General features: G+C 64.7%; 30 protein-coding genes. 19 read left to right on the top strand and 11 right to left on the bottom strand.

Annotation, left to right across the window (positions count from 1 at the left end):
• Window positions 1-540: NAD(P)-dependent oxidoreductase (locus JQC81_RS06015; protein ID WP_281400231.1), on the top strand; the 540-nt coding region annotated here is incomplete at its 5' end.
• Window positions 541-863: 323 nt separating this feature from the next.
• On the opposite strand, the gene JQC81_RS06020 is transcribed toward JQC81_RS06015, so the two are convergent.
• The 5 genes from JQC81_RS06020 to hemP form a co-directional block, all read right to left on the bottom strand.
• Window positions 864-1022 carry a hypothetical protein gene (locus JQC81_RS06020; protein WP_203270914.1) on the bottom strand — a complete coding sequence of 53 codons (159 nt, stop codon included), beginning with the start codon at window positions 1020-1022 and terminating at the stop codon, window positions 864-866.
• 83 nt (window positions 1023-1105) lie between these two features.
• The gene (locus JQC81_RS06025; protein WP_203270915.1) at window positions 1106-1894 is read right to left on the bottom strand and encodes a heme ABC transporter ATP-binding protein; all 789 of its coding nucleotides are present in this window, start codon (window positions 1892-1894) and stop codon (window positions 1106-1108) included.
• Window positions 1891-2973, bottom strand: a complete 1083-nt coding sequence (locus JQC81_RS06030) for a FecCD family ABC transporter permease (protein ID WP_203270916.1) — start codon at window positions 2971-2973, stop codon at window positions 1891-1893. Before JQC81_RS06030 ends, JQC81_RS06025 begins: the two co-directional genes overlap by 4 nt.
• Window positions 2970-3824 carry a heme/hemin ABC transporter substrate-binding protein gene (locus tag JQC81_RS06035; RefSeq protein WP_203270917.1) on the bottom strand — a complete coding sequence of 285 codons (855 nt, stop codon included), beginning with the start codon at window positions 3822-3824 and terminating at the stop codon, window positions 2970-2972. Before JQC81_RS06035 ends, JQC81_RS06030 begins: the two co-directional genes overlap by 4 nt.
• A gap of 13 nt (window positions 3825-3837) precedes the next feature.
• The gene (gene hemP / locus JQC81_RS32970; RefSeq protein ID WP_312887480.1) at window positions 3838-3942 is read right to left on the bottom strand and encodes a hemin uptake protein HemP; all 105 of its coding nucleotides are present in this window, start codon (window positions 3940-3942) and stop codon (window positions 3838-3840) included.
• 309 nt (window positions 3943-4251) lie between these two features.
• Here hemP and JQC81_RS06045 point away from each other — a divergent pair, with 309 nt between their 5' ends.
• The 5 genes from JQC81_RS06045 to JQC81_RS06065 all read left to right on the top strand — a co-directional run bounded on the left by JQC81_RS06045 (window position 4252) and on the right by JQC81_RS06065 (window position 9251).
• Window positions 4252-6525, top strand: a complete 2274-nt coding sequence (locus tag JQC81_RS06045; RefSeq protein ID WP_203270918.1) for a TonB-dependent hemoglobin/transferrin/lactoferrin family receptor — start codon at window positions 4252-4254, stop codon at window positions 6523-6525.
• A gap of 64 nt (window positions 6526-6589) precedes the next feature.
• Complete coding sequence (hmuQ, locus tag JQC81_RS06050) at window positions 6590-6928, top strand: heme-degrading protein HmuQ (protein ID WP_203270919.1); 339 nt, start codon at window positions 6590-6592, stop codon at window positions 6926-6928.
• A gap of 4 nt (window positions 6929-6932) precedes the next feature.
• On the top strand, window positions 6933-7442 hold the full coding sequence (hutX, locus tag JQC81_RS06055; protein ID WP_203270920.1) for a heme utilization cystosolic carrier protein HutX: 510 nt from the start codon (window positions 6933-6935) through the stop codon (window positions 7440-7442).
• Window positions 7443-7468: 26 nt separating this feature from the next.
• Window positions 7469-8224, top strand: a complete 756-nt coding sequence (locus JQC81_RS06060; protein ID WP_203270921.1) for a HugZ family pyridoxamine 5'-phosphate oxidase — start codon at window positions 7469-7471, stop codon at window positions 8222-8224.
• A gap of 121 nt (window positions 8225-8345) precedes the next feature.
• On the top strand, window positions 8346-9251 hold the full coding sequence (locus JQC81_RS06065; RefSeq protein WP_203270922.1) for a YihY/virulence factor BrkB family protein: 906 nt from the start codon (window positions 8346-8348) through the stop codon (window positions 9249-9251).
• On the opposite strand, the gene JQC81_RS06070 is transcribed toward JQC81_RS06065, so the two are convergent.
• The gene (locus JQC81_RS06070) at window positions 9248-9409 is read right to left on the bottom strand and encodes a hypothetical protein (protein WP_203270923.1); all 162 of its coding nucleotides are present in this window, start codon (window positions 9407-9409) and stop codon (window positions 9248-9250) included. The genes JQC81_RS06065 and JQC81_RS06070 overlap by 4 nt on opposite strands.
• A 219-nt stretch (window positions 9410-9628) precedes the next feature.
• Here JQC81_RS06070 and JQC81_RS06075 point away from each other — a divergent pair, with 219 nt between their 5' ends.
• The gene (locus JQC81_RS06075) at window positions 9629-10117 is read left to right on the top strand and encodes an Hsp20 family protein (protein WP_203270924.1); all 489 of its coding nucleotides are present in this window, start codon (window positions 9629-9631) and stop codon (window positions 10115-10117) included.
• 63 nt (window positions 10118-10180) lie between these two features.
• Here JQC81_RS06075 and JQC81_RS06080 read toward each other — a convergent pair whose 3' ends face one another.
• A complete protein-coding gene (locus tag JQC81_RS06080; protein WP_203270925.1) occupies window positions 10181-10732 on the bottom strand; it encodes a sigma-70 family RNA polymerase sigma factor in 552 nt (183 codons plus the stop codon).
• Window positions 10733-11098: 366 nt separating this feature from the next.
• On the opposite strand from JQC81_RS06080, the gene JQC81_RS06085 reads away from it, so the two are divergent.
• The 10 genes from JQC81_RS06085 to JQC81_RS06130 all read left to right on the top strand — a co-directional run bounded on the left by JQC81_RS06085 (window position 11099) and on the right by JQC81_RS06130 (window position 19977).
• Window positions 11099-11488, top strand: coding sequence for a response regulator (locus JQC81_RS06085; protein ID WP_203270926.1), 390 nt, complete (start codon window positions 11099-11101; stop codon window positions 11486-11488).
• Window positions 11489-11594: 106 nt separating this feature from the next.
• Window positions 11595-12023, top strand: coding sequence for a hypothetical protein (locus tag JQC81_RS06090; protein WP_203270927.1), 429 nt, complete (start codon window positions 11595-11597; stop codon window positions 12021-12023).
• Between the two features lie 113 nt (window positions 12024-12136).
• On the top strand, window positions 12137-12751 hold the full coding sequence (locus JQC81_RS06095; RefSeq protein ID WP_203270928.1) for a ribonuclease D: 615 nt from the start codon (window positions 12137-12139) through the stop codon (window positions 12749-12751).
• 102 nt (window positions 12752-12853) lie between these two features.
• Window positions 12854-13606: an LPS export ABC transporter periplasmic protein LptC gene (lptC, locus tag JQC81_RS06100; protein ID WP_203270929.1), complete on the top strand. Its 753-nt coding sequence runs from the start codon at window positions 12854-12856 to the stop codon at window positions 13604-13606.
• Window positions 13603-14250, top strand: coding sequence for an LptA/OstA family protein (locus JQC81_RS06105; protein WP_246520266.1), 648 nt, complete (start codon window positions 13603-13605; stop codon window positions 14248-14250). The genes lptC and JQC81_RS06105 overlap by 4 nt, the downstream gene beginning before the upstream one ends.
• Before the next feature lie 51 nt (window positions 14251-14301).
• Window positions 14302-15147 (top strand): LPS export ABC transporter ATP-binding protein, encoded by an 846-nt coding sequence (gene lptB / locus JQC81_RS06110; protein ID WP_376772372.1) that lies wholly within the window; start codon window positions 14302-14304, stop codon window positions 15145-15147.
• Window positions 15148-15229: 82 nt separating this feature from the next.
• Window positions 15230-16651, top strand: coding sequence for an RNA polymerase factor sigma-54 (gene rpoN, locus JQC81_RS06115; RefSeq protein WP_203270930.1), 1422 nt, complete (start codon window positions 15230-15232; stop codon window positions 16649-16651).
• Window positions 16652-16777: 126 nt separating this feature from the next.
• Window positions 16778-17350 carry a ribosome hibernation-promoting factor, HPF/YfiA family gene (gene hpf / locus JQC81_RS06120; protein WP_203270931.1) on the top strand — a complete coding sequence of 191 codons (573 nt, stop codon included), beginning with the start codon at window positions 16778-16780 and terminating at the stop codon, window positions 17348-17350.
• Window positions 17351-17433: 83 nt separating this feature from the next.
• On the top strand, window positions 17434-17892 hold the full coding sequence (gene ptsN, locus JQC81_RS06125; protein WP_203270932.1) for a PTS IIA-like nitrogen regulatory protein PtsN: 459 nt from the start codon (window positions 17434-17436) through the stop codon (window positions 17890-17892).
• A gap of 93 nt (window positions 17893-17985) precedes the next feature.
• Complete coding sequence (locus JQC81_RS06130; protein ID WP_203270933.1) at window positions 17986-19977, top strand: methyl-accepting chemotaxis protein; 1992 nt, start codon at window positions 17986-17988, stop codon at window positions 19975-19977.
• 18 nt (window positions 19978-19995) lie between these two features.
• Here the strand turns inward: JQC81_RS06130 and JQC81_RS06135 are convergent, their stop codons facing one another.
• The 4 genes from JQC81_RS06135 to JQC81_RS06150 form a co-directional block, all read right to left on the bottom strand.
• On the bottom strand, window positions 19996-20718 hold the full coding sequence (locus JQC81_RS06135) for an SIMPL domain-containing protein (protein WP_203270934.1): 723 nt from the start codon (window positions 20716-20718) through the stop codon (window positions 19996-19998).
• A 92-nt stretch (window positions 20719-20810) separates the two neighbouring features.
• Window positions 20811-21896: a polyamine ABC transporter substrate-binding protein gene (locus JQC81_RS06140; protein ID WP_203270935.1), complete on the bottom strand. Its 1086-nt coding sequence runs from the start codon at window positions 21894-21896 to the stop codon at window positions 20811-20813.
• 77 nt (window positions 21897-21973) lie between these two features.
• Complete coding sequence (locus JQC81_RS06145) at window positions 21974-22525, bottom strand: hypothetical protein (protein WP_203270936.1); 552 nt, start codon at window positions 22523-22525, stop codon at window positions 21974-21976.
• Between the two features lie 27 nt (window positions 22526-22552).
• Window positions 22553-23707, bottom strand: coding sequence for an aminotransferase (locus JQC81_RS06150; protein WP_203270937.1), 1155 nt, complete (start codon window positions 23705-23707; stop codon window positions 22553-22555).
• Window positions 23708-24645: 938 nt separating this feature from the next.
• Here JQC81_RS06150 and JQC81_RS06155 point away from each other — a divergent pair.
• Window positions 24646-25650, top strand: coding sequence for a FecCD family ABC transporter permease (locus tag JQC81_RS06155; RefSeq protein ID WP_203270938.1), 1005 nt, complete (start codon window positions 24646-24648; stop codon window positions 25648-25650).
• Complete coding sequence (locus JQC81_RS06160) at window positions 25647-26429, top strand: ABC transporter ATP-binding protein (RefSeq protein WP_203270939.1); 783 nt, start codon at window positions 25647-25649, stop codon at window positions 26427-26429. Before JQC81_RS06155 ends, JQC81_RS06160 begins: the two co-directional genes overlap by 4 nt.
• Window positions 26430-26487: the final 58 nt, after the last annotated feature.

Here is a 26487-nt window from a genome sequence, read left to right on the forward strand (position 1 = left end):
CCTCCTGTTCGCAGAAGGGAATCACATTTCAGCCCAGACCGAAACCTCTTGAATCTGCCTTTCAGTCCGATGCTCTATGTACCGTTGGAGGAGTTGCTCGCGCTGTCCGACATCGTTTCTCTTCATTGTCCGCTGACGCCCGCCACACATCACCTTATCGACGCGCAGGCTCTCGGGCGGATGAAGCGCGGCGTTATACTCGTCAACACCAGCCGCGGAGCGGTGATCGACACCAGAGCGGCTCTGCGGGGACTGAAGGACGGCACCATCGGGCACCTCGGTCTTGACGTCTACGAGGAAGAGGCGGACCTCTTCTTCGAGGATCTATCGCAGCGCTTCATCGGCGACGATGTGTTCGCCCGGCTGCTGACCTTTCCGAACGTGCTGATCACAGGGCACCAAGCCTTCTTCACCCGGGAGGCGTTGACCAATATTGCCGAGGCGACCATCAGCAATATCACGTCCTTCGAGCGGACGGGGCACGCAGTGCACGAAGTCTCCGTGGAGAAGATTGCCGCTAGGGGTCAGGGGAAGTCGTGACATAGAGGCAGTCTGGTGGCCTCCTTTGGCTTTCGTGCTTGCCGATGGTCACCCGGCGCTGGCCTGCGGCTCACGCAGATCGCGGGACGGAGGGATTTCTTGAAGGACCGCCCTATTACAAATGAGTTCGTTTCGTAGATCCGTCCTATAGCTTTCTCCAAATCCTCATCATCAGCTCCAATGTTTTTTACTATAGCTTGGAGAGAATTGTCACAACCCTCCTCTGGGCACGAGCTTCCCTCCCCCTGTAGTAATCCAAGGGTCAAGCGTGCTAAGTTTTGTTCGAACTCATGTGCTCGCCTGAGCCTGCGAGCGTCAAAAAACTAAGCAGGAGTATTCTCAGAAGCAGCTTGGGCAATGCCGATGATGGCGCGCTTCATCGCCTTACTTGGGATCTTCTCAAATGAAGCGAGCAGCTCAACGCCATCAGGGAATGATGCTACCGCTCTCCTACTCTCTGGTTCAGGTAAGAAGAAGCTCATCTCAACTCCCAAAATTGAAGCGGTCTGAGCTGAGCGGCTGAACTCAATCTGAGTGCGATATCCCCGCCTCAACGCAAGTCGCTCTAGGCCGGGACCAGCATCCAGGGACTTGTCGGAAGCGCACTCGCATGCAGGGTCACGCCGAAAACCCTGGCCAGGGTCGGGGGCGTGAGCACGGAATCGGGCGTTCCGCGGGTCACGAGGCAGCCCTCGTGGAGGAGAATCAGTTCGTCGGCGAGATCGGCTGCCAGCTGCAGGTCGTGCAGCACGGCGATAACGGCGAGCCCCTGCCGTGCGAAATCTCTCGCGGTTCCGAGCAGAGCGAGCTGGTGCTTCAGGTCGAGACTCGCGATCGGCTCGTCGAGGAACAGAGCCTGCTGCGCCTCGAGCGTTCGGCCCGCCGCGAGCTGTGCCAGCACCCGGGCGAAATGAACCCGCTGCCGCTCTCCGCCCGAGAGGGTCTGGTAGTTGCGTGGCGCGAGATGGGCGACGTCCGCCTGTTCCAAGGCCTCAAGAGCCAGCCGCTGCCGGTCGCTCCGCGACAGGCCGCGCCCGATGCCTTGCGTGCCCAGGCTTGCCACCTCAAAGACCGTGAAGGGGAAATTGAGATCGGAGGCCTGAGGCATCACGGCCCTGCGATGGGCGAGACGCCAGGCCGGAATCGCCTGCAACTTTTCCCCGTTCCAGCGCACTGCGCCGCGCGCAGGCGCAAGCTCGCCGCACAGGAGGCGCAGCAGCGTCGACTTGCCGGCGCCGTTGGGGCCGATGATGATTGTGAAGGAGCCGCCGGCAAGCGTGAGGTCGATGCCGTCGACCAGCGCCTTGCCTCCGCTGTGATAGACGAGATCCGTGGCCTCCAGGAGCGCGCTCATAGGGCCATGCCTCCCGGGCGGCGCAGCAGGAGCCACAGGAAGAACGGCGCGCCGATGGCCGCGGTGAGGATGCCGATCGGCAGCTCCGCCGGCGCCACAATGGTGCGCGCCACGGTGTCGGCGGCCACAAGCAGGGCCGCGCCCAGCAGCGCCGATGCAGGCAGCAGCATCCGGTGGTCGGCGCCCGCCATCAGGCGCAGCACATGCGGCACGACGATCCCGACGAAGACGATCATGCCGGCGGCAGCGACCGAAGCCCCGACGGCAACCGCCACGAGCAGGATCGCCAGCGCTTTGACCCGCTGCACCGGCACCCCGAGATGAAAGGCCTCCGCCTCGCCGAGCGCGAGGGCGTTCAAGCCGCGCGCGAGAAAGGGCGTGGCAAGAAGCGTGGGCAGGATGAAGGGCAAGACCGTCATGGTCTTTGCCCAGGTGGCGCCGCTCAAGGACCCGAGGGACCAAAAGGACAGATCGCGCAGCTGCCGGTCGTCGCTCAGGTAAGAGAACAGGCCCATGACCGCGCCGGATAGCGCCCCGAAGGCGACGCCGGCGAGCAGCATGGTGGCGATCGAGGTGCGGCCGTTGCGCGTCGCCACGAGATAGAGCGCCAGCGTCGTCAGTAATCCGCCGGTAAAGGCGCCGATAGGCAGAATGGTGAAGGGCAGGGGCCCGATCAGGGGCGCCAGCAGCGCGTCTCCGAGAACGATCGTCGTGGCGGCCGCCAGGGCCGCGCCTGCCGAGACGCCGATGAGCCCCGGATCGGCGAGCGGATTGCGGAAAAGACCCTGCATCAGGGCACCGGACGAGGCGAGCGCCGCGCCGATGAGGAGACCGAGCAGCAGACGCGGCAGACGCACCTGCAGGATGATGAGACCGTCGCCTCCGAGTGCCGACGTGCGGCCCATGACGGCATCCGTGACGATGGACAGCGTGCGCGACAGCGGAACGCCCGTGGCCCCGAGGCCGAGCGCCACGAGGCTTACCAGCAGCACCAGCACGGCAAGCGCGCTCAGCAGCAAAGCCCTGGACTCGCGAAACCCCGCCCGGACGCGACCCTGTTGAAGCGCAACCGATGTCATCGCTTCGCCTGATCGGGATGGAGCGCCGCCATGAGGTCGTGCGCCGCGTCGGGGGTGCGCGGACCGAAGCCGAGGAGGTAGAGCGAATCCATCACCACGAGGCGCCGGCCCTCGGCCGCGGGCGTCGCGGCGAAGGCCGGATAAGCGAAGGGGTTGGAGGCTGCGCCGCCGGGGCCGTGGTTCATCATGACGATGGCCTCGGGCGCGGCCGCGATCAGGCCTTCGTCGGACAGGGGCTTCCAGCCGGTGAGAGACGAGGCCGCATTGGTGGCTCCGGCCAGGGCGAGCATGGCGTCGGCCGTGGTTCCCTGACCGCCGACGAGCGGTCGTCCGTTCTGGAGCGACAGGACGAAGAGCGTGCGGGTCGGGCGCTTGACCTCGGCTCTGGCCTCGGCAAGCCCTGCAAAGCCTGCCTCGATCTCCTTCACGAGCGCCAAGCCCTGCTCGGAGGCACCAAGAGCCTGCGCGATCACCTCGACACGCTTCACGATGCCGGCCGGGCTCGGCTCATCCGGCACACGGACAATCGTGACGCCAGCCTGCTCGATCAGCTTCAAGGCATCGGGTGGACCGGCCCCCTCCGAGGCGACCAGGAGGCTCGGGTTGAGCGAGAGCACGCCCTCCGCACCAAGGGCGCGGACATAGCCCACATTGGCTTTCGTCTTGAGCGCGTCGGCGGGGTACAGGCTCGTGGTATCCACGCCGACGATCTCCTCGTCGCGACCGAGCCGGTAGAGAATCTCCGTCACCGCGCCGCCGACGCTGACGATCCGACGGGCGGGGGTAGCACGCAGATGCGTGGCGCAGAGCAGGAGCGGCGAGGCGAGGAGCAGCGCGCGGCGTGACAGCATCGGGGACAGCCTCCTACTTGGTGAGGATCAGCTTGCCGCTGGCGGTGACGCGCAGGCGGTAGCGTTCGCCCCGGTGGAGGAGCACCACCTCACGACTTGCCCCGATCAGGCTTGCCACATCGATCTCTTTCGCCGGAGGTGTCCTGTCAGGTTTGATAGCCGACGATGAAGGCGGGTTGTGCACGATGACCCTCAGATTTTACTTGCTCTAAACTACACATAGGAATTTCACTCATGTATTCGTAGTTTAGAAGAATGTAAAACTACGAATATCAGACTCCATGTTGACGCAGTTACTTGATTTGGCTATCGGATGTAAACCCTTCTCCCGCAGGAGATGGGCAAGTAGCCAGCCAGCGTGAATTCGATTTCTGCGCGAGCCAGCCAGTCCTCAAGAAAAGCACTATGAAAGACTGGGATCGTCAGGATGATTACCTTCCTGCGCGAAGGCCTTCGCGCGTCCACTTCACCCCTCGCCCTTCTCGTTCTCGCCCCACTTGCGGGCACGACGCTGATTACCGGCGCCCAGGCGCAAGCTCAGGGGCAGGCCCCGACGCCGGAAGCGCCTCTGTTCACCACGCTCGACGCCATCACGGTCACGGCCGAGCGTGCGCCGACATCCGTCTATGACAGCCCCGCGACGGTGAGCGTCACGGCGCAGCAGGAGATCGACCAGAGGAACATCAACTCTCCGCGCGATCTCGCCCGCGAGGAGCCCGGCGTCTCCGTGGGCAACCAGCCCCCGCGCGGCGGCGCCACCAATTACGTGATCCGCGGCATCGGCGAGAACCGCGTGCGCGTGCAGGTGGATGGCGTCAAGATTCCGGACTTTCCCGAGACCAATATCGGGGCTGGCACCTATACCCGCGACTTCGTCGATTTCGATAGCCTGAAGCAGGTCGAGATCATCCGCGGTCCGTCCTCGGCTCTCTATGGCAGCGACGCCATCGGCGGCGTGGTCTCCTACGTCACCAAGGATCCGTCCGACTACCTCAACCTCGTCGGCAAGGATTGGTATCTCTCGGCCAAGACGGGTTACGACACCGAGGACAGAAGCTTCCTGCAGACCTACACCGGAGCCTGGCGCTTCGGGCCGTGGGAGTCGCTCATCCTCTACACCCATCGCCAAGGCCATGAGGTGAGGCCGAACCTCGACGACGATTCGACGCTGCGGCCCAACCCGCAGGACTTTTCCGCCGACAACGTGCTCGCCAAGCTGCTCTACAATGCAGGCGATTGGGGGCAGTTCAAGCTTACCGGCGAGTTCCTGCGCAAGGAGGTCGGCACGGAGCTTCTCAGCGACCGCTCGAACACCCCCGGCGGCGGTGGCATGCCTTTCAGCCGCGTGTTCGACTCTGACGCGGACGACACCACGACCCGTCCGCGCCTGAGCTTCGACTGGACGCTGCCCGTGACCTGGTCCGTTGCCGATACGGTGCGCACCAGCGTGTACTGGACGAAGGTGGACCGCGAGGAGAAGACCCTGCAGCAGCGCGGCACATCCTTCACAGGCCCGCCGGCCGAGCCCAACCGGATCCGCTTCTCGGATTTCGGTTTCAACCAGGAGATCTACGGCGCCGAGGTCCAGTTCTCGGGCACCCGCCAATGGGGCGAGTGGGAGCACAGCTTCATTTACGGCGCCTCCGTCGACTCGACCACCACGTCGCGTCCGCGCAACAGGATCGAGCGAAATCTCGACACGGGCGTCGAGACGCCCACGATCTCCGGCGAGAACTTCCCCAACAAGAATTTCCCCGACACGGAGACGGTGCAGGCCGGCCTCTACGTGCAGGATACCGCGCGCTACGGAAGGCTCCGGATCATTCCCGCCATCCGCTTCGACACCTACCATCTCGATCCGAACCCGGATGCGGATTTCGACCGCTCGAACCAGCGCGACTTTGGTGTCGAGGAGCAGAACGAGCTCGCCGTCTCGCCCAAATTCGGCATCACCTATGACCTGACGGATCAGCTGCGCGTGTTTAGTCAATATGCCCGGGGTTTCCGCGCACCACCCTACGACACGGCGAATTTCGGCTTCTCGAATCCGGTCTTCTTCTATGAGATCCTGCCGAACGGCAATCTCAAGCCGGAGACCAGCGACGGCTTCGAGGTGGGCCTGCGCGGGCGCTTCGACAACGGCTCCAGCTTCCAGGTGTCGGGCTTCTACAATCTGTATAACGACTTCATCGAGACGGTGACCGTCGGCACGTCGCCGGCGGGCCTCACCCAGTTCCAGTACCAGAACCTGTCGAATGTGCGGATCTGGGGCGTCGAGGCCAAGGGCGACTGGCGCCTCACCCCGAACTGGTCGATCTTCGGAGCGCTCGCCTATGCGCAGGGCGAGGATGAGGAGACGGGGCTCCCCATCGACTCCGTCGATCCGTTCACGGCCCATGCGGGCATCCGCTACCAGCACGAGGCCGGCTGGGGCGCCGAGGTTCGGGCGCGGGGTGCTGCGGGTAAGAACCGGGTCAGCGATGCGACCTATTTCCGGCCCGATTCCTATGTGACGATGGATGCACTGGTCTTCTACGACCCGACGCCGAACCTCTCGCTCAATCTGAGCGCCTACAACCTTCTGGATGCCGAGTACCACAACGCCCAGGATGTGGCCGGCGTGCTGGCCACCAACCGCAACCTCGATCTGTTGCGCGCATCGGGCCGCACCTTCGCGCTCAACGCGACGATCCGCTGGTGATCTTTTGGACGCGCGGGGGTCGCTTGTCTCCCGCGCGTCCGCTTTGCAGACAACGGAGACACCCATGTTCATCGCCATGAACCGCTTCAAGGTTTTGAAGGACGCCATGCAGGAATTCGAGCAGCGCTGGCTCACGCGGGAGAGCTACCTGCACGAGCTCGACGGCTTCATCGAATTCCACATGCTGCGCGGCCCCGAACGCGAGGATCATGTGCTCTATTCCTCGCACACCGTCTGGGCCTCGAAGGCGCAGTTCGAAGCCTGGACGCGCTCCGAGCAGTTCCGTGCCTCGCATACGCGCGCCAGCACGGGCTCCAACAAGCCTCTGACCCTGGGCCATCCGGAATTCGAAGGTTTCGAAGTGATCCAAACCATCGGCCTGACGGCGAAAGCGGCGGAGTAAGAGAATGACCCTTCCCGTGAACGAACTGATCCGCCAGGATCTCGCGGCAAAGCCGGACGGCATCCTCGAGCAGGTTGCGGAAAGCCGCGGCGTGCCGATGCAGGCCGTGCTCGATTGCCTTCCGCCCGAGGCCGCCCTGCGGGTGCCCGGCGACCTCTACCAGGAGATCTGGCAGGACCTGACCGAGTGGGGCGTAATCACCCTCGTGGTGCATACCCGCGATGGCGTGTTCGAATGCGAGGGGAGCATTCCGGCCGGAACCTTGGGCCATGGCTATTTCAACATCCACGGGGAGACGCCCATCGGCGGGCACTTGAGGATGGAGCGCTGCCGGTCCATCTATTTCATCGATCGCCCTTTCTTCGGCAAGAGGTCCTGCTCGGTGCAGTTCGTCAACCAGGAGGGCGGCGTGATGTTCAAGATCTTCGTGGGCCGCCACGAGGACCGCGCGCTCAGGCCGGACCAGGTTGCCCGGTTCGAGGCCCTGCGCGCGCAATATCAAAAGACCTCGTGAGCGGCATCCAGGGAGCAACAAGGCCAATGGCAAAGGATCCGTTCCTGCCCGTCGACGACGATGCCCGCGGGCTTGCCAAGAAGCTCATGCGCACGGTGCGGTCGGGCGCGCTCGCCACCAACGATGCGCAGAGCGGCATGCCGTTTGCAAGCCTCGTGCAGGTGGGAACGGATCTCGACGGCGCGCCCGTCATCCTCACCTCGCAGCTCTCGGCTCATACGCAACTGCTGGAAGCCGATCCGCGCTGCTCGCTGCTCCTGTCATCCGTGGGCAAAGGCGATCCGCTGGCCCATCCGCGCCTGACCCTCCTGGCGACGGCTCACAGGCTCGACCGGGAAAGCCCCGAGACGCAGCGGATCCGCCGCCGCTACCTGCTGCAGCATCCCAAGGCCGAACTCTATGTGGACTTTCCCGATTTCGCCTTCTGGCGCCTGGCGGTCGTGTCGGGCAGCCTCAACGGCGGCTTCGGCCGCGCCTATCGCATGGCCAGGGAGGATCTGCTGGCGGATCTGTCCGGGTTCTTCGACTTCTACGATTTCGAGGCGCAGGCCGTGGAGCACATGAACGAGGATCATGCCGATGCGGTGGCGCTTTATGCCACGCAGCTCTGCGGCGCCCGCGAGGGGGCATGGCGCCTGATCGGCATCGACCCGGAAGGCGTTCAGATGGCGCTCGGCGACGAGATCCTGCGGCTGCCCTTTCCAAGGGCGCTCACCGGTCCGCATGAGGTGCGGCCGATGCTGATCCGGCTGGCGAACGAGGCGCGGGGCCGGATTTCATAAGGTAAGCCCGGCAGGCCTGTGGCAGAATGGTTCTTGCCTTGAGCACTTAAGGATCGCATCAAGAGGCCGGGTCGCGCACCATCATCGCCCGATCTGCCGGTCCAGGATTCCTCCGTCGACGATGCGCCTTCCCTCTGTTCCTCCCCAGGCCCGCTCGATCCTCGCGGCCATCACTGACGCGGGCGTGCGATTCTCGCGCAACGACGGCCTTGCCATGGCAAGCCATGTGGCGCTCTCGCTGGTGATCGCGCTCTTTCCCTTCCTGATCTGCGTTGCGGCCCTGGCGGCCCTTCTCGGCGCCGGGCGGATCTCCACCCATATCATTCACCTGCTCTTCGACTTCTGGCCCGAGGGAGTCGCAGGTCCGCTGGCGCGGGAGGCCGACAAGGTTCTCATCCCCCGCCGGAACGTGCTGACGATCAGCGTCGTGCTGACCCTGCTGGTCGCCACCAATGGCGTGGAAAGCTTGCGGATCGCCCTGTGCCGGGCCTATGGGGTCGACCGGTTCCGGCCCTGGTGGCAGGCCCGGCTGATCGGCGTGGGCTTCGTGCTGATCGGCGCGGGAGCGCTGGTGGCCTCAGCGGTCCTCGTGGTGCTGTGGCCGTCGTTGTGGCGTGCCGCGGTGCTGTCGATGCCGGACTTGAAGGCTCTGGGCCTGACCTACGACGCCGTTCGCTATGGGCTGGCCTCCGTCGTCCTGGTGGCGGGCCTCGCCGCCACCCATCTCTGGCTGCCGGATGCCCGGCCCCGCGCAGCGCATGTGCTGCCCGGCATCGCCGCGACCCTGGTCCTGTGGCTTGCGGGAGCCAGCCTCTACGGCGAGTTCCTGGCCAACATGACCCACCTGAAGGCCACCTATGCGGGCCTTGCCGGCATCCTGACGGCGCTGATCTTTCTGCAGATCTCTGCGGCGATCTTCATCTTCGGGGCCGAACTCAACGCCGCCCTGCGGCGGCGCGCGAAGTTGGCCCACGATCGAGCCTCAGCCATCGTGGAAGTCGAGCCTGCTGGTGCGGCGCAGGCTTAACTGACGCCCTCGTCCTGCTTTCTCTCGCAATCGCGTTTCGGACTCTGCTGCGAAGGGCGCTGCTCCTGCGCGATGACAGTATTCTCGGTGGGCGCTTCCGTCGCGAAGGATGGAGCGGCGAAGATCGTCAACAAGGCGAGGGAGAGGATGCGCAGCATGTCGGTCGTTCCCTGATCGAGGCAGGCTGATGCTAGGCCCACAGAGGCATGATGGCCAGCCGGTTTCGAACGATTTCGGCAGGCGTTCATACCCTCTTGAAAACTGGGAAAACGCTTCCTAAAATCATGATTGCCAAGGCCTTTCAATGGCTTGGCTATACGGGCGCCGGCGGGTGTCCGGCGCTCTCGGACCCATGTTGCTCAATGGAGGATATGGCTATGAGAACTGCTTTCGACTTCTCTCCCCTGTACCGCTCCACGGTCGGCTTCGACCGTCTGTTCGACATGCTCGACCAGTCGACCCAGCTCGAGTCCATGGCCAACTGGCCGCCCTACAACATCGAGAAGATGGGTGAGGACCAGTACCTCATCACCATGGCGGTTGCAGGCTTCTCTCCCGAGGAGATCGAGCTCACGCAGAAGGAAGGCCAGCTTCTCGTCACGGGTCAGAAGAAGGGCTCCGATGACGGCAGGCAGTATCTGCACCGCGGCATCGCGACGCGCGCCTTCAAGCAGATCTTCAATCTCGCCGACCACGTGAAGGTGACGGGTGCAAGCCTCGAGAACGGCCTGCTGACGGTCGAGCTCAAGCGAGAGGTGCCGGAGGCTCTGAAGCCGCGCCGCATCGAGATCAGCTCCGGCAACGGCATGAAGAGCGTGGGGCATGATAATCAGCCTGCGCGGATCGAGCACGGCAAGGCTGCGTAACTGAAATGTACCCTGTCAACGGCGCCGGCGGATTGCCGGCGCCAAGCCCTTGACAGACGTCACCTAAGGCGAGGCGTGCATGAACAGGGCTGCCTTGACCAAGCGATCTGGGCCGAGATCATCGTCCGCATCGAACTTCATCAGTTCCGCCAAGCGGTTCCGCGCACGGTTGATCCGGCTTTTGATTGTGCCGATATTGGTGCCGCAGATCCGCGCAGCGTCCTCATAGGACAGGCCTTCCGCGCTCACCAGGAGCAGCGCCTCGCGCTGGTCGACGGGAAGCTTGCCAAGCGCCTTCAGCATGTCGGTGAAGTCAAGCCGTGAGCCCTGGTCGGGCATGATCGCCACCTTCTCGGCCCAGGAGCCTTCCGGATCCTCAACCTCACGCTTTTTCCTGCGTATCTGGGTCAGGAAGTCATTGCGCAGAATGGTGAAGAGCCAGGCCTGCATGCTGGTGCCGGGCTGGAATTTGTCGAAATTGCTCAAGCCCTTGAGCAGGGCGCTCTGCACCAGATCATCCGCCCTGTCGACACTGCCGGAGAGGGAGATGGCGAAGGCGCGCAGATGCGGGATGGCTGCAAGCATCTGCTCCTTCAGGGAGTTTTCGATTGACACTCTACCGATCCCTTCCGATTCGAGCCTTTCAGCAAGCCCTGCTCGGCGCAATCCCGCATTAACCTATGCGAAGCCTGACAATATTCCGCGATGAAGTTTGGGGTTTCATCTTCAGAAATCGAACAAAATAGATTGTTTCTCGCTGCTGTTGGCTGCGTCAGCCGCGCCTGAATGGGAATGATCGAAGCGCCCCATCACAAGACAATGTGCGGTCAAGATTTACATGCAGCAATGAAACGAATGTCAGCTGAGGGTACATCTGTCCCTTGAGGCGGACATGTTTGCGCTCCGCCTTTCATGCTGCGCCAGCAGCCGCCGTCCGGTGGCGGATCCACGTTCTGACAACGGTAATCGATAGAGGACATTATGACTCAAACCCGCTGCATGATCGTGGAAGATCAGGCCTTGATCGGCATGTCCCTCGAAGCCTTCCTGGAGGATGCCGGTTTTGAGGTGGCCGGGGTCTTCATGAGCAATGCTCAGGCCCTGCAATGGCTCGAAGGCGACCTGCCCGACATCGCGGTGCTGGACGTGATGATCAAGGACGGCACCTCCGTGGCGGTGGCGCAGGTGCTCAAGAGGCTGGGTGTACCCTTCATCGTTTACTCTGGTCTGCCGTCCAGAACCGAGTGCCCGGTCGAACTGCAGGACGTTCCCTGGCTTGAAAAGCCCGTGAGTCGCGAAACCCTAGTGGGTGTTCTCGACGGGTTGACCGATCCCAAGGAAGGCCAGCTCGATGCCCTCCAGTCGTTTTGAAACGAGGGTTTTTAAGGATCCGCGGCCTTGATGACAGCGGACCAAACCGGAACATGGAAGCGCGGCTAACCGTTATTCTGAAGGCTCCTGATTCTTGGAGGGCACCATGCGTGTGTCGTTCAATACCCTGATGACGGCGAGCCTTGCTCTCGCCGGTTCCATGATCGTTCAGCCCGCTCCCGCCGAAGCCCAGCCCTATTGGGGACCCAATTACAGAGCCGGCTGGGGCTATCGCCCCTACGCCTATGCTCCCCGCGCCTATTATGGGCCGCGTTACTACGGCGGCTATCGGTCCGCCTATTACGGTCCGCGTCGCTATTACGGCTATCCCTATCGCACGTACCGGCGCTCGAACGGGGGCGCCATCGCGGCTGGTCTGATCGGAGGCTTGGCCCTGGGAGCCATCGCAAGCGCGGCGGCCAACCCCTATTATGCCCCGGCCTATTACGCTCCGCCCCGCTGCTTCATTGAGCGCCGTCGGATCGTCACCCCCTATGGGCGGGTCATCGTTCGCCGAGTCCAGACCTGCTACTGAAGGCTGGCGCCATCGAAACCAAGAAAGCCCCGCCTCCGCGGGGCTTTTCTCATCCGTTGAAGCCGGGGACCAGACGCGTTACAGCCTGTTCTGTCAGATTTTTTGGATACCCCATGACCGTACGCTTTCATCGCGGCGATCTGCCCGCGAATTACCAGCCCGGCTCCGCCATCGCCATCGATACCGAGACGTTGGGGCTCAACCCGCACCGGGACAGGCTCTGCGTGGTGCAGATCTCCACCGGCGACGGCAGCGCGGACGTGGTGCAGATCCTCAAGGATGGCCCCCTGCCGGAGAACCTGATCCGCGTCTTGTCCGACGAGAGCGTGCTCAAGATCTTCCATTATGCCCGCTTCGATCTCGCCGTGCTCTTCCATACATTCGGGGTCATGCCGCGCCCGGTCTACTGCACCAAGGTGGCCTCGCGGCTCGTGCGCACCTATACGGACCGTCACGGCCTGAAGGACTTGGCGCGGGAGCAGCTCGGCGTGGAGCTGTCGAAGCAGCAGCAATCCTCCGACTGGGGCGCCGACACGCTCACCCCAGCCCAACTGGACTATGCGGCCTCCGACGTGCTGCACCTTCATGCCCTAAAGGAGAAGCTCGACCGCATGCTGGAGCGGGAGAACCGTCTTGGCATTGCCCACCAATGCTTCAGCTTCCTGCCGACTCGGGCGCAGCTCGATCTTCTCGGCTGGTCCGAGACCGATATTTTCGCCCATTCTTGACGGGCGCTTAAACTTTCCCGCATAAAACCCAGATCCGTCATAACATCGCCATGTCCTTCCGGCATGGCGCAGGGCCGATTGTGAGGCGGAAGGGGTTCAGAAGTGGCGGTAATCCAGGGCACCACGATGCGTGACGGCCCGGCCTTGAGGCCGGCCGGCCGGTCGACGCGCGCCTATACCAAGGCCCGCCGCCATTCCCGCTGGGTGCGCTTTGCCAAGATCGCCATTCCCCTCGGCGCCCTGATCGGCATGGGCGCCGTGGGCTTCGTGGCCTATTACGATCCGTTCCGGCACATCGAGAACGTAAGCTTCGGCTCCATAGGGGTGAGCGGCACCAACGTCACCATGGCGAGCCCGAAGCTGACCGGCTTCAAGAACGACAACCGCCCCTACGAGGTGACCGCCACCGAGGCCACGCAGGATGTGCGCAAGCCCGACCTGGTGCAGCTCAAGGGCCTTAAGGCACGCATCGTCACGGATGATCGCGGCAGCGTCGCATGGCTCCAGGCCGCGAATGGTACCCTGGACACCAAGCGGGAGCAGATGCGGTTGCGCGACAACATCGTGGTCACCACGGATGCAGGCCACGAGGTCAAGCTCCGGTCGGCCTTCGTCCAGTTCAAGTCCGGCAACGTGACGTCCAATGAACCCGTCGAGGTCTTGTTCGGCAACGGCTCCATCGAGGCCGACAAGCTGAAAGTAACGGACAACGGCAAGGTCATGAGCTTCGAGGGCCGCGTGCGCACCGTTCTGGAACCGTCCCGCTCCGCCCCATCGTCCAAGGACGCCGCCGGCACGGGCTCCACAATGCCCGCATCGGTCACAGCGCCCCAACAGACAAGTACCCGTCCATGATGAGTTTTCCACGCGCCGCTCTTGCCATCGCGCTTCTCGCCTCCGTCCCGATTCAGGCCGCCTGGGCCCAGGCCGGCAAGGAGCGCGCGGTCGGCTTCGGCAATTTCGGCTCCAGCAAGGAGCCGATCAAGATCGATGCCAACAAGCTCGATGTCTTCGACAAGGAAGGGCGCGCCGTCTTCACCGGAGACGTGGTGGCGGTTCAGGGCGAAAGCACCATGAAGTGCACGGTCATGACCGTGTTCTATGAGCAGCGGGACCAGAATGGTGGACAGGCGGCAGCGCCTGCCGCACAGGGGGCCGATGACAGCGCGATCAAGAAGATCGACTGCAAGGGCCCGGTCACCATCGTGTCCCGCACCCAGGTTGCCACCGGCGAAAACGCCACCTTCGACCGTGGCTCTAACAAGATCCTGCTCACCGGCAATGCCACGTTGAGCGACGGGCCCAATGTCACCAAGGGCGAGCGGGTGCTCTACGACATCAACACCGGCGTGGCCAATATCGAAACAACCCCCGGCGGCCGCGTGAGGGCGCTGTTCGTGCCCGGCAACGGCGGCCCGGCCCCGACCGGCGCCGGCGGAGCGAACGCGCCGGCCAACGCTGCCAAGCCGAAGCCCCAGCAAAGGCCAGCGACGAACTAAGGTGGGAAGAAACCTTCCCGACCCATCCCTTCCATCACCAGCGATGATCCTGTGAAACCGCTTTTCAACCGTTCTCAACCCGGCCCTTCGGACGTGAGCCTCCTGGAGCCCTATGCGGCCGGGCCGGTTCCGCATGGCTCTTCCCGGAGCGAGGGCGAGGCCGTATTCGGAGGCGCAGGCATCCTGGCCGTGAAAGGCCTGCAGAAGAGCTATCGCGGCCGCACGGTGGTGCAGGATGCAGGCCTGCAGGTGCGGGCCGGCGAGGCCGTCGGCCTGCTCGGGCCGAACGGCGCGGGCAAGACCACGATCTTCTACATGATCACGGGCCTCGTCGCGGCGGATCGCGGCGTCATCAGCCTCGACGGCCATGACGTGACGGGCCTGCCCATGTACCGCCGCGCCCGGCTGGGCATCGGCTATCTCCCGCAGGAGGCCTCGATTTTTCGCGGCCTCAACGTGGAGGACAACATCCGTGCCGTGCTCGAAATCGTGGAGCCCAGCCGCAAGGAGCGTGAGCGCAAGCTCGACGCGCTCCTCGAGGAGTTCAACATCACGCGCTTGCGCAAATCGCCTTCGATCGCGCTCTCGGGCGGTGAGCGGCGGCGCTGCGAAATCGCCCGGGCGCTCGCGGGCGAGCCGACCTTCATGCTCCTCGACGAGCCCTTCGCGGGCATCGACCCCATTGCTGTCGGCGACATCCAGAACCTCGTGCGGCACCTGACGCGCCGGGGCATCGGCGTGCTCATCACGGACCACAACGTCCGCGAGACCTTAGGCCTCATCGACCGCGCCTACATCATCCATTCCGGCCGCGTGCTCACCGAGGGCACGCCGGACGCCATCGTGGCGAACGAGGAAGTGCGCCGCCTGTATCTGGGTGAGGATTTCCGGCTCTAGGATCACCCGCCTTTTGACGGATCGCTCCCGATCCCGTTAAAAATGAACGGCATGCAAGAAGCATGCCGTTTCGGGTGCGTTCATGAGTGCGATGCAACAGCTGGAGCTGCGCCAGGGCCAGTCCCTGACCATGACGCCCCAGCTCGTCCAATCCATCAAGCTTTTGCAGCTCTCCCATGCGGAGCTCGCGGCCTATGTGGCGGCCGAGCTTGAGCGCAACCCCCTCCTGCAGGAAGGCGAGATCCGGGCCGATGCTCCGAGCCTGAGCCTCGCCGATTTCCTGCGCGCCAAGCAGAAGGCACAGGCCCTGGGGCCCCGGATCGTGCCCGGTCCTCCACCCTTGCGGAGCCCGGTCGCTCCGGGATCGTCCGGCTCGCCCGGCGCGACTCACGGCGAGATTGGGCCGGAGCTGGAGGAGACGCTGGCCCGCACCACCAGCCTGACCGAGCACCTGGAGGCGCAGCTCGATCTTGTCACCTCCGATCCTCGTCTCCGCGCGATCGGTGAGCACCTGATCCACAGCCTCGACGAGGCCGGCTACCTCAGGGACGATCCGGCGGAGATCGCCGCATATCTGGAGGTGGAGCCCGCCGATGTAGAAGCGGCCCTGCGGCTGATTCAAACCTTCGAGCCGTCCGGCGTAGGAGCGCGCGACCTCGCCGAATGTCTCGCGATTCAGCTGAGGGAGCGTAGTCGGCTCGATCCGGCCATGCAGGCGCTGCTTCAGCATCTTCATCTCGTCGCACGGCAAGATTTTTCTGCCCTGCAAAAGGTGTGTGGTGTCGACGGGCAAGATCTCGCCGGCATGCTGGCCGAGATCCGCCGCCTGGAGCCGAAGCCAGGCCTTGCCTTCACGCCTGTCAGGGTCGACGTGCTCGTGCCGGACGTGCTGGTCCGTCCCGCACCGGATGGCAGCCTGTCTGTCGAGCTCAATCCCGAGACCCTGCCCCGCATCCTGCTCAACCGCGCCTATTATGCCGAGGTGGCCAAAGTTCTGCGCAAGGAGGAGGACAAGAGTTTCCTGTCCGAGTGCGTTCAGACCGCGAGCTGGCTCACCCGCAGCCTGGAGCAGCGCGCCAGGACCATCCTGAAGGTCGCGGCCGAGATCGCCCGCCAGCAGGAGGCGTTCTTTCGCGACGGAGTCTCAGGGTTGCGTCCGCTCACGCTGAAAAGCGTGGCGGAAGCCATCGCCATGCACGAATCCACCGTGTCTCGGGTTGCGGCAAACAAGGCTATAGGATCGGGGCGCGGCACCTACCCGATGAAGTTCTTCTTCGGCGCCGCTACGGGTGAGGGCGAACATGCCGCCAAGGCCGTGCAGCATCGCATCGGTCAGCTGATCGGTGCCGAGAAGCCCGGGAATGTGCTCTCCGATGAGGCAATTGCCCAGAAATTGAAGCAGGAAGGCATTCAGGTCGCCCGCCGCACGGTGGCGAAATACCGGGAGGCGCTCCGCATCCCGTCATCGGCGGATCGTCGCCGCCGGCACAGTCGTGAAGCTTGACCGCTTAGGCTCAAGATTTCAAGACTTGCATTGGTCCCCATTCGGCTCATCATCACCAAGCGTCATCCCTGAAGGGGTGCAGCCAAGCGAGGGCGCCCATGAGAGCGCCAAGATGAGGAGGATACGATGACATTGAGAGTGTCGGGGAAGAATCTCGATATCGGCGAAGCTCTCAGGTCTCAGGTCCAGGCCCGGATGGCCGGCGCGCTGGCGAAGTATTTCGACGGCGGCTATTCCGGCCATGTGACCGTCACCCGCGACGGCGGCGGATTTCGCACCGACTGCGTGCTGCATCTCACCTCCGGCATGACCTTGGAAGCCTCCGGGGCCGCCGGCGATGCCTATGCCAGCTTCGACCAGACCGCAGCCCGCATCGAGAATCGCCTGCGCCGCTACAAGCAGCGGCTCAAGGGCAAGTCAGGCGCGGGTGCGCGCACCGGCGGCATCGAGGTGCCCTATGCGGTGTTCGAGGCGCCGGGCGATGAGGCCGTCGAGGAAGAAGGCTTTCATCCTATCGTCGTAGCCGAGACCACGAAGCCGCTTCACACGCTCTCCGTCAGCGACGCCGTGATGCAGCTCGACTTTACGGGAGCGGCCGCTCTGGTGTTCATCCACGCTAGCACCGGACGCGTGAACGTCGTATATCGCCGCGGCGACGGAGCAATCGGGTGGGTTGATCCGCCGCTTGCACAGGCTTGAGGGGATCTACCTCTTTTGGCCCAGTTCTTGCGTGGAACGGTGAGAGGCCTTCCAGGCTTCACATCAAGAATGCAGCGTGATCGATGCCCTTGCTGGACTTTTTAGACCCCCAGGCCGTCCTGCCCGCCTTGCGCGTCAACGGCAAGAAGCAGGCTCTTCAGGAACTGGCTTCCCAGGCGGCCCGGCTCACGGGCCTTCCCGACAGCGCCATCTATGAGGCTCTCCTCCAGCGCGAGCGCCTCGGCTCGACCGGGATCGGCGAGGGCATTGCCATTCCCCACGGCAAGCTGGCGGGCCTAACCCGGATCTTCGGTCTCGTGGCGCGGCTCGACAAGCCCGTGAACTTCGAGGCTCTCGACAGCCAGCCGGTCGATGTGCTGTTCCTGCTTCTGGCCCCGGAAGGCGCCGGCGCGGATCACCTGAAGGCCCTGGCGCGGGTCGCCCGTGTGCTGCGTGAGCCCGGCCTCATCGAGCGGGTGCGCGCCACCCGGGACGCTGAAGCCCTCTACGCCATCATGACCGAGCTGCCGAAGGCTGCCTGAGTCGCTACGGCCGGATTTCTTACCTAACGTAAACATCTCTTTAACGCGTCCCCCGCAATCTTGCCGCAGCGTGACAAGAGGGATTCGGGGGCAATGGCGTTTCTGGCTCGGTTGAAGCAACCGTCGGTGCGGATGCGCGTCGCGACGTTGAGCGGCGTGATGGTGCTTGGCTTTGCGGTGATCGGTGCGGTGTTCCAGACCGGACGCTCCGAGGTGGAGCAGGCTTTGGCGGCACAGCAGACCTATTCGGCGCTCGCCGAGAAGGCCAACGGGTTCCGCGGCCGGGCCGACGGACTAAAGGTGGTGGCGGGCGAATGGACCACGAGCCGCCTCAGCCATCACGGCCAAGCCTTCATGGACCAGCACAAGGCTTTGACGGCCCAGCTCGACGAGATGAGCGCAGCACCGGGCGCCGCTCTGATCGAGCCCGAGATCGCCGCCTTGAAGCAGCATGCTTCCGCCCTGCTGGGCCAGGGCAGATCCCTCGACAAGCTCTATACCGGCATCGGCACCAAGCCCGACGAGGGCGCGCAGGGGCGCCTGCTCAAGGCCGAGGCGAATCTCGAGAAGCTGGTGCGGCCGCTGACGGGCAGCGGCGAGACCATCGCCTGGCGCCTTTGGGCCGCCATGCTCGGCATGTTCAACCAGGAGGCCCGCGCCCGGATCCTGCTCGAGGAGAGCATCCTCGGGGCGTTCGAAGTCGAGCAGGGGCGGTTTACCCGTGCCCTGTCCCAGCTCTCCGGCGACCTCGCCAAGGAGAAGGCCGCTGTCGAGAGCGCCAGCGTGTCGTTCCAGGAGGCCTTTCACGCCTGGGGCGAGCTCGAGCGGGAGGTGGCGGGCCAGAGCGAGAAGCTGATAGGCCAGTTCGACCTGCTCGTTCCGGTGCTCGATCAGCTGCTCGCCAAGGTGCGCGCCGAGGCGCACAAGACCGATGAGCAGCTCACCGCCTCGCAGCAGCGCACCTTCACCCTGATCCTGTGGGCCATGGGCGCGACGCTCCTGTTCGGCCTTGTCCTGAACTTCATCGTGGGACGTTCAATCTCCCTCCCACTTACCCGCCTGCAGCAGGCCATGCGCCGGCTCGCCGACGGCGATGCCTCCGTCGAAATCCCCTCCACCAAGGGAACCGACGAGATCGGCGCCATGGCCCGCACCGTGCTGGTCTTCCGCGACAATGCCCGCGAGCGCGAGCGGCTCACCCAGGAGCGCGAGGGCATGGCGGCGCTCGATGCAGAGCGCGCCCATGCGATCTCCAACGCGATCATGGCGTTCGACGCCACGGTCGAGCAGATCCTGGCGGAGGTCCGCGAGGTGACGGGCGATCTCGCCAGGGCCTCCGGACAGCTGGAAGGCTCGGCGAACCACGTGACCCAGCAGGCACAGATCGCAGGCAGCGCCTCCATGCGGACGGCGCACAACATGGCGGCGGTGGCGAGCGCCGCCGAGGAGCTCGACGCGTCCCTGTCCGAAGTGGCCGCCCAGACGAATGCTTCGGCAAAAGCCTCCGAGCGCGCCGTAGCGGAGGCCCGGGGCGCCTCGAGCAGCATGACGACGCTGTCGGCCGCGACGTCCCAGATCGGCGAAGTGGCGGGCCTCATCCGCACCATTGCGGCGCAAACCAACCTGCTGGCGCTCAACGCCACCATCGAGGCGGCCCGGGCCGGCGAGGCTGGCAAGGGCTTTGCCGTCGTGGCCAATGAGGTGAAGGACCTGGCCGGCCAGACCGCCAAGGCCACCGAGGAGATCGCCCGGCAGATCGAAGCGGTGCAGGCGGCCTCACGGGAAACCCTGGTGGCGCTCGGCACCGTGCAGGCCTCCGTGGAGGATCTGGCCGGGGTCGTGTCCACGGTGGCCGGAACCGTGAGCCAGCAGACGGCGGCGGTATCGGAGATCGCCCAGTCGGTGGCTCAGGTCTCCACGGAAGCGCAGGCCGGCACCTCGGCGATCGAGACCACGCAGGGCGTTGCCGTGCAGTCTCTCGATGCCGCCCGGGCAGTCGCGGATCTCTCGGTGGCCCTGGAGCACCAGGCGAAGCGGCTCGGCGCGGAGATCGGCCACTTCCTCAACAGCGTCAGAGCGGCATAGAAATCGAATGGCCGGGGCTTAGGGCTGCCCGGCCATTTCCCAGACGAGCTGGACATTGGCCGTGTAGCGGATCGTTGCCGGCGGGACGATCGGCACCGACTCGGCGCCCTTGGCCATCGCCATCGACATGCGCATATCAGGCTGCGGCTCGAAGGGCTGAGCCGAGCCGTCGCGGATCTCCAGGAGCCGGCCGAGCGACACGCCGGCCGCAGCGGCATAGACGTCGGCTTGGCGTCTGGCATCCCGCACGGCGGCTTCGCGCGCCTTGTCCGCGCCCTCCTCCTGCCGGTCGAGACCGAAGGTCACCGCCTGGAAGGTCATGTCGCCGCTTGCCAGGATCTCGCCCGCGAGGCGCCCGACGCCGTCGAGATCACGGGTGGTGATCCGCAACTGATGATGGGCGGAGAACTTCGGGGTCTTCACCTCCTTGCCGTCGGGGCCGACCTGCTGGGGCGTCTGGAAGACTTGGAAATTCGCCGTCCTGATGTCCTCCCGCTTGACGCCGAGGCCCTGGATGCGGGCGAGCACCCGCTCCGTGGCCGTGGTGTTGGCAGCGCTCGCCTGCGCCACCGTCTCGGCCTGCGTTGCCACCGTCACATGGATGCGCGCGAAATCGGGCTTCAGCTCCGCCTCGCCGGTGCCCATCACGCTGATCGTCGGCTGGCGCGGAGAGGTGGGAGCCTGCGCGAAGACGGGAGAGACGAGGCTCATTGCAAGGAGTGCGACGGCTGCGGAACGCATGACGAGATGTCCTTCTTCGAAAAGAAAAGCCTCGCCCGAAGGCGAGGCTTGGCGGGCGCGCCGAATGTGCGCGACCGAGTCTGAGCGCCGGATTAACGGCCGGTCTTCACGCGGGTCCAGAGCCGGGTGACGGTGCGCTGGGAGCGCTCGTCATAGGCCGTGTTGGTGAAGAGCCGCTTCATGGTGGCCTCGTCCGGATAGATGCCGGGATTGTCGAGGATCGCCTTGTCGATGTGCTGCTTCGCGGCAAGGTTGCCGGAGGCATAGGACACGAAGTTCGTGTTCATGGCGGCGATCTCGGGGCGGAGCATGAAGTTGATGAACTCATGCGCTTCCGTGACGTTCTTCGCGTCCGCCGGGATCACGAAGCTGTCGAACCACATCAGCGCGCCTTCACGCGGGATGACATAGCCGACCTCGACGTTGTTCTTGGCTTCCTCGGCGCGGCTCTTGGCCTGGATCATGTCGCCCGAATAGCCCACCGCCACGCAGATATCGCCGTTGGCGAGCGCGTTGATGTACTCGGAGGAGTGGAACTTCTGGATGTTGCCGCGCACGCGGAACAGGGCATCGCCTGCCTTGTTCAGGTCCTCGACGCGCTTGGAATCCGGGTTGAGGCCGAGATAGGCGAGCACGCCGGGGAAGAGGTCCTCAGGGCTATCGAGCATGTAGATGCCGCAGCTTTTAAGCTTTGAGGAGATCTCCGGCTTCAGCACCAGGTCCCAGGTGTTGAGCGGCATGTCGCCCAGGATCTCTTTCACCTTCTTGACGTTCACGCCGATGCCGGTGGTGCCCCACATGTAGTTGACGGCAAACTGATTGCCGGGATCGAACACCGCCAGGCGCTGCGTCACCTCCGGCCATTGGTTGGCGAGGTTCGGCAGCTTTGCCTTGTCGAGCTTCTGGAACACCTTGGCGCCGATCAGGCGCTGCACGAATGGGCCCGACGGCACCACGATGTCGTAGCCCGATTTGCCGGCCAGAAGCTTGGTCTCGACAATCTCGTTGTTGTCGTAGGTGTCGTAGACCACCTTGATGCCGGTCTGTTTCGTGAACTCGTCCAGCGCCTTCGGGTCCACGTAGTCGGACCAGTTGTAGACGTTGACCACACGCTCCTGGGCGGCGGCGGCGGTGACAAGGCCGAGGCCCAGAGCAACCGAAGCGAGAAGACGGATCATCAGGGGTGGGAACTCCTCAAGATAAGAGAAAGCCTTGATCGGCCAGGCGCTCAATTGAAATCCTATTGCCCCGCACGTCAAGGCCGTTTGATCGGGGTCGGTTGGGCAGCCCGCCATTGAAGGAGACGCTCGTAGATCGAAACGGCTTCCTCGTAGCCGGCGGAGCTGCAGATCTTGCTCAGATTGCCGATACGGCGGCGCAGTTTTGCATCGAAGCTCACGTCGCCAAAGCCCGCACTCACGCCGCAATACAGCCTTCGACAGGCTCCCTCTGCATCGTCGAAAACGATCCTGTTGGCCTGAAGCCGCACGGAGAACGTACAAGCCGGCCAGGGATCGTCCTCGCCCGGAACGCTGCGGTAGACCAGCTCTGAACCTTCGACCTCCGCAATGCCGGAGAGATAGCAGGCATGATGGCCGTTGATCTCGGTGTTGATATAGAAGCTGCCCTGTCGGTAAGGAATGATCTCAAGAAGGTGTTGGGTTCTGAAGGGGCGCTTGGGATCGGGAAAGTTTACCGTGACGGGGACCCGGTAAACGCCGGTCAGAGCGTCAAACCTGGAAGGCTCAGCCGAAGCGGCTGACTGGCCAAGGCAGAGGACAGCCCAGAGAGGTGCCAAGATGCGCATCGACCATTCTCTGCTATCTAGTGCTTCTTACCGTGTCTGCCTTACCGCTCTCGCCAACCGCTCCAGCCCGGCATCCAGCGTCGAATCCTTCTTGGCGAAGCAGAAGCGCACCACGTTCTTGACCGCACCCTCCGCATAGAAGGCCGAGACCGGGATCGCCGCGACCCCGTGCTCCATGACGAGGCGGCGGCAGAAGGCGACGTCGTCGGTCTCGCCGAGGGGCGCGATGTCGATGTTGACGAAATAGGTGCCTTGGCTCGGGATCACGTCGAAGCCCAGCGTCCTCAGGCCGTCCGTGAAGCGGTCGCGGCTGCGGGCAAAGTTTTTGCGCATGTCGTTGAAGTAAGCATCGTCCTTGGCAAGCCCGTAGGCCACCGCGGCTTGCAGGTTTGGCGCTGTTGTAAAGGTGAGGAACTGGTGGGATTTCGCCAGCACCTTCATGATTTGGGGTGCGGCGCAGACGAAGCCGACCTTCCAGCCCGTGAGGCTGAAGATTTTTCCGGCCGACCCGATCTTCACCGAGCGCTCGCGCAACCCGTCGAGCGCGAGGATCGGCCGGTGCTGCCGGCCGTCGAACACCACGTGCTCCCAGACCTCGTCGGAGATCGCGATGGCGTCAAACCGGCGACAGAAATCGGCCAGCAGCTTCAGGTTCTCGTCCGAGAAGGTCGTGGCGGTCGGGTTGAGCGGGTTGTTGAACACAACCGCCTTAGTCTTAGGCGAGAAGGCCTGGGCCAGCGCTTCCTCGGTCAGGCGGAAATGCGGGGGCTGCAGGGTGACGAATTTCGGCACGCCGCCGGCAAGCCGCACGAGGGGCAGGTAGGCATCGTACATGGGCTCGAACAGCACCACCTCGTCGCCCGGCTCCACGATGCCGAGGATCGCGCCCGCGAGCGCCTCCGTGGCGCCTGAGGTCACCATCACCTCGGTGTTCGCATCGAGATCGACGCCCTGCCAGTGCTTGTAGTGCGTGGCGATGGCGGAGCGCAGCTCCGGAATGCCCATCATCGAGGGATACTGGTTGTAGCCGTTCAGCACCGCATCGGCCGCCGCCCGCCGCACGTCCTCCGGCCCCGGATCGTCCGGAAAGCCCTGGCCGAGATTGATGGCGCCGGTCTCCCGGGCCAAGCTCGACATCACTTCGAAGACGGTGGTGGGCAGGTTGGCGAACAGACGATTCATGCCGCTTTCTCTCGGATGGGGTTCTGAGGCGTTGATGTGCTTCGTATCATGGAGCGGCGGGAGATCGAACCGGCAATCGTTCTAAAAAAACCAGCACCGTGTGGCCCGCAGCCGGTGGGCTGCGAGCCTGTGGGTGAGATCGAGGGTGGCGTGTTGGGCAGCCCGGCTCGATGTGGTGTGGTGAGAATGGAAGAGCCGAGATGCCTCTTCGCGCACGGCTTGTTTAGGCGGACAAGCGGTGCCGGCCCGGTGACCGCCTCAGGCGGGGTCCGTCTGCTCGACGGGGGCCTGAGACCGATTCCGACCACCGGCCCACAGCCTGGGCCTCCCGCCAGACCCGCTTGCGAGGCAAGCCTGCGAGACTGTGCCTGCCTCCACACTGCGACGCCTCGCGAGCGCGCCCCTCGAGAGAGGCAGGTCTAAGGCAACTGTATAGCCGAGCTTGCAGCAACAGTCAAGAACAAAGTGAGAACATGCACGCGCCCCCTGCTCGTCATGGCCGCACTTGTTGCGGCCATCCACGTCTTCACCCTTGCGTCTCCCTCTGCTCTCATCCTGAGGAGCAGACGCAGTCTGCGTCTCGAAGGATCGTCCAGTGCCCGCTGGTGCCTCCTTCGAGACGGTCGCTGACGCGACCTCCTCAGGATGAGGCTGGAGAAGCGGAAAGGGAAAACTTGGATCCCCGGACCAAGTCCGGGGATGACGAACAGGGTGCCGGTACAAGTGGGTGTCATTCCCGGAAGGACGCGCAGCGGAGGGGAGGGGAATCTATGGCACTGCGCGTGCAGGTGGATTCCCTTCCCGCACTTCGTGCGCCGGGGATGACACGCCGATGCGGCTTCCTGTGACAAGTCCGAAGATGATGAAGCGGGAGACCGAGGCGCTTTGTCCCCACGGCGTTTCATGCTCTATCGACGGGAGCAACGAACCTGCCAGCCATGCTCCTCCCCCGCTCACCTCTCATCCCCAGCCTGATCGCCCTCCTCGGCGCGTTGAGCCTCGCCTCGCTGGTGATCGGCCCGGCGTCGGTCTCGATCCCTACGGCGCTCAAGGCCCTCGCGTCGGACCAGGGCGCCGCCAGCATCGTCGTCCGGGAGATCCGCCTGCCGCGCACTCTGCTCGCTCTCATGATCGGATGGATCTTTGGCCTGTCCGGCGCGGCGCTTCAAGGGCTGCTGCGCAATCCGCTCGCCGACGCGGCGGTGTTCGGCGCTCCGCAGGCGGCGGCCTTCGGGGCGGTGCTCGTGATCTATTCCGGCCTCGTCGGCACCCTGTCCTGGGCGCTGCCTTTCGCGGCCATCGCCGGGGCCCTCCTGTCGATCGGCCTCGTGGTGGCGGTGGCGGGGCGCAGCGCCACCATTGTGGTGCTGGTTCTCGCGGGTCTCGCGGTCGGGAGCCTCGCGGGTGCCGGCACCTCGCTCGCCATCAGCCTCTCGCCCAACCCTTTTGCGGTCACGGAGATCGTGTTCTGGCTGCTGGGCTCCTTCGAGGACCGGTCCATGGTCCATGTGCTCCTTGCCGCCCCGTTCATTCTCGTCGCCTCGCTCCTGATCCTGAGGGCCGCCTCGGGCCTGCGGGCCTTAAGCCTCGGGGAGGAGACGGCGCGCAGCCTCGGAACCGATGTGGCCCGGCTCCGGGGCCTCATCGTCGCCGGAGCCGCCATCGGCACCGGCGCCTCGGTGGCGGTGGCCGGGTCCATCGGCTTCGTCGGCCTCGTGGCGCCCCATCTGGTGCGGCCACTCACCGGCTACGATCCGGCCCGCACCCTCGTGCCCGCGGGCCTTGCGGGCGCAGCCCTGCTGCTCGCGGCGGATTGCGCTGTGCGCCTCATTCCCTCCGGAGCCGAGGTCAAGGTCGGGGTGCTGACGGCGCTCATCGGCGTGCCGTTCTTCCTTTGGGTGATCGCCCGCCGCAAGGCCGAGCTGGTGGAGGCGCCCGCATGATGCGCCTGGAGATCAGCTCCCTATCGGTCGATCTCGGGATCCGCCGTGTGCTCCAGGGCATCGACCTGTCCCTGGAACCCGGCCGCCTGACGGCGCTGATCGGCCCCAACGGCGCCGGAAAGACGACCCTGCTGCGCGCCATGGCCGGGCTGGTGCGGCCATCGGCCGGCGAAGTTGCCCTGAACGGAATTGCCGTCGCCCGGATGGGAGCCTCCGAGCGGGCGCGGTCCATCGCCTATCTGCCGCAGGGCGGCGGGGTGGCCTGGCCCCTGCCGGTCGCAAGCGTCGTGGCGCTCGGCCGTTTGCCGCATAGGGAGGAGCCGGACCGTCTGCCGGCGCACGGCCGGGAGGCGGTGGCGGCGGCGCTCCTGTCCGTTGGATTGCGGGGCTTCGAGACCCGGCCCGCCACCGCCCTGTCCGGCGGCGAGCGCGCCCGCATGCTGCTGGCCCGCGCTTTCGCGACGCAGGCACCGGTGCTCCTGGCCGACGAGCCCGTCGCGGCGCTCGATCCGCGCCATCAGCTCATCGTGCTCGATGGGCTCAAGGCCCATGCCCGGGCCGGCGCCACCGTCGTGGCGATCCTGCACGACCTGAACCTGGCGGCCCGGTTCGCCGACCGTATCGTCCTGCTGGATCAGGGAAAACACGAAGCCTCGGGCCCTCCCGAGGCGGTCCTGACCGAGGCCCGGCTCGCCTCCAGCTTCGGCATCCGGGCAAGCGTCGCAACCGAGGAAGGCCGCCTCCTGGTCGTGCCGCACAGCCCCTTGCCCGACGCGTGAGGGAGTTGCACCGAGGTCATCGATCATGGGACAAGGTTACATTGACAAAGAGGTGAGC

Origin of the sequence: Microvirga arabica (assembly GCF_016811235.1) — a bacterium.
Classification (GTDB): Bacteria; Pseudomonadota; Alphaproteobacteria; order Rhizobiales; family Beijerinckiaceae; genus Microvirga; species Microvirga arabica.

Excerpts from the sequence above, each read along its gene's own strand:
- hmuQ (WP_203270919.1), top strand. The coding sequence starts at position 6,590 with ATGTTCATCGCCATGAACCGCTTCAAGGTTTTGAAGGACGCCATGCAG.
- hpf (WP_203270931.1), top strand. The coding sequence starts at position 16,778 with ATGACATTGAGAGTGTCGGGGAAGAATCTCGATATCGGCGAAGCTCTC.
- JQC81_RS06135 (WP_203270934.1), bottom strand. The coding sequence starts at position 20,718 with ATGCGTTCCGCAGCCGTCGCACTCCTTGCAATGAGCCTCGTCTCTCCC.
- JQC81_RS06035 (WP_203270917.1), bottom strand. The coding sequence starts at position 3,824 with ATGCTGTCACGCCGCGCGCTGCTCCTCGCCTCGCCGCTCCTGCTCTGC.
- JQC81_RS06085 (WP_203270926.1), top strand. The coding sequence starts at position 11,099 with ATGACTCAAACCCGCTGCATGATCGTGGAAGATCAGGCCTTGATCGGC.
- JQC81_RS06150 (WP_203270937.1), bottom strand. The coding sequence starts at position 23,707 with ATGAATCGTCTGTTCGCCAACCTGCCCACCACCGTCTTCGAAGTGATG.
- rpoN (WP_203270930.1), top strand. The coding sequence starts at position 15,230 with ATGAGTGCGATGCAACAGCTGGAGCTGCGCCAGGGCCAGTCCCTGACC.
- JQC81_RS06160 (WP_203270939.1), top strand. The coding sequence starts at position 25,647 with ATGATGCGCCTGGAGATCAGCTCCCTATCGGTCGATCTCGGGATCCGC.
- JQC81_RS06020 (WP_203270914.1), bottom strand. The coding sequence starts at position 1,022 with ATGAGCTTCTTCTTACCTGAACCAGAGAGTAGGAGAGCGGTAGCATCA.
- JQC81_RS06145 (WP_203270936.1), bottom strand. The coding sequence starts at position 22,525 with ATGCGCATCTTGGCACCTCTCTGGGCTGTCCTCTGCCTTGGCCAGTCA.
- JQC81_RS06155 (WP_203270938.1), top strand. The coding sequence starts at position 24,646 with ATGCTCCTCCCCCGCTCACCTCTCATCCCCAGCCTGATCGCCCTCCTC.
- JQC81_RS06025 (WP_203270915.1), bottom strand. The coding sequence starts at position 1,894 with ATGAGCGCGCTCCTGGAGGCCACGGATCTCGTCTATCACAGCGGAGGC.
- JQC81_RS06090 (WP_203270927.1), top strand. The coding sequence starts at position 11,595 with ATGCGTGTGTCGTTCAATACCCTGATGACGGCGAGCCTTGCTCTCGCC.
- JQC81_RS06130 (WP_203270933.1), top strand. The coding sequence starts at position 17,986 with ATGGCGTTTCTGGCTCGGTTGAAGCAACCGTCGGTGCGGATGCGCGTC.
- JQC81_RS06070 (WP_203270923.1), bottom strand. The coding sequence starts at position 9,409 with ATGCTGCGCATCCTCTCCCTCGCCTTGTTGACGATCTTCGCCGCTCCA.
- JQC81_RS06075 (WP_203270924.1), top strand. The coding sequence starts at position 9,629 with ATGAGAACTGCTTTCGACTTCTCTCCCCTGTACCGCTCCACGGTCGGC.
- JQC81_RS06105 (WP_246520266.1), top strand. The coding sequence starts at position 13,603 with ATGATGAGTTTTCCACGCGCCGCTCTTGCCATCGCGCTTCTCGCCTCC.
- ptsN (WP_203270932.1), top strand. The coding sequence starts at position 17,434 with ATGCCCTTGCTGGACTTTTTAGACCCCCAGGCCGTCCTGCCCGCCTTG.
- JQC81_RS06030 (WP_203270916.1), bottom strand. The coding sequence starts at position 2,973 with ATGACATCGGTTGCGCTTCAACAGGGTCGCGTCCGGGCGGGGTTTCGC.
- JQC81_RS06095 (WP_203270928.1), top strand. The coding sequence starts at position 12,137 with ATGACCGTACGCTTTCATCGCGGCGATCTGCCCGCGAATTACCAGCCC.
- JQC81_RS06140 (WP_203270935.1), bottom strand. The coding sequence starts at position 21,896 with ATGATCCGTCTTCTCGCTTCGGTTGCTCTGGGCCTCGGCCTTGTCACC.
- JQC81_RS06045 (WP_203270918.1), top strand. The coding sequence starts at position 4,252 with ATGATTACCTTCCTGCGCGAAGGCCTTCGCGCGTCCACTTCACCCCTC.
- JQC81_RS06060 (WP_203270921.1), top strand. The coding sequence starts at position 7,469 with ATGGCAAAGGATCCGTTCCTGCCCGTCGACGACGATGCCCGCGGGCTT.
- hutX (WP_203270920.1), top strand. The coding sequence starts at position 6,933 with ATGACCCTTCCCGTGAACGAACTGATCCGCCAGGATCTCGCGGCAAAG.
- JQC81_RS06065 (WP_203270922.1), top strand. The coding sequence starts at position 8,346 with ATGCGCCTTCCCTCTGTTCCTCCCCAGGCCCGCTCGATCCTCGCGGCC.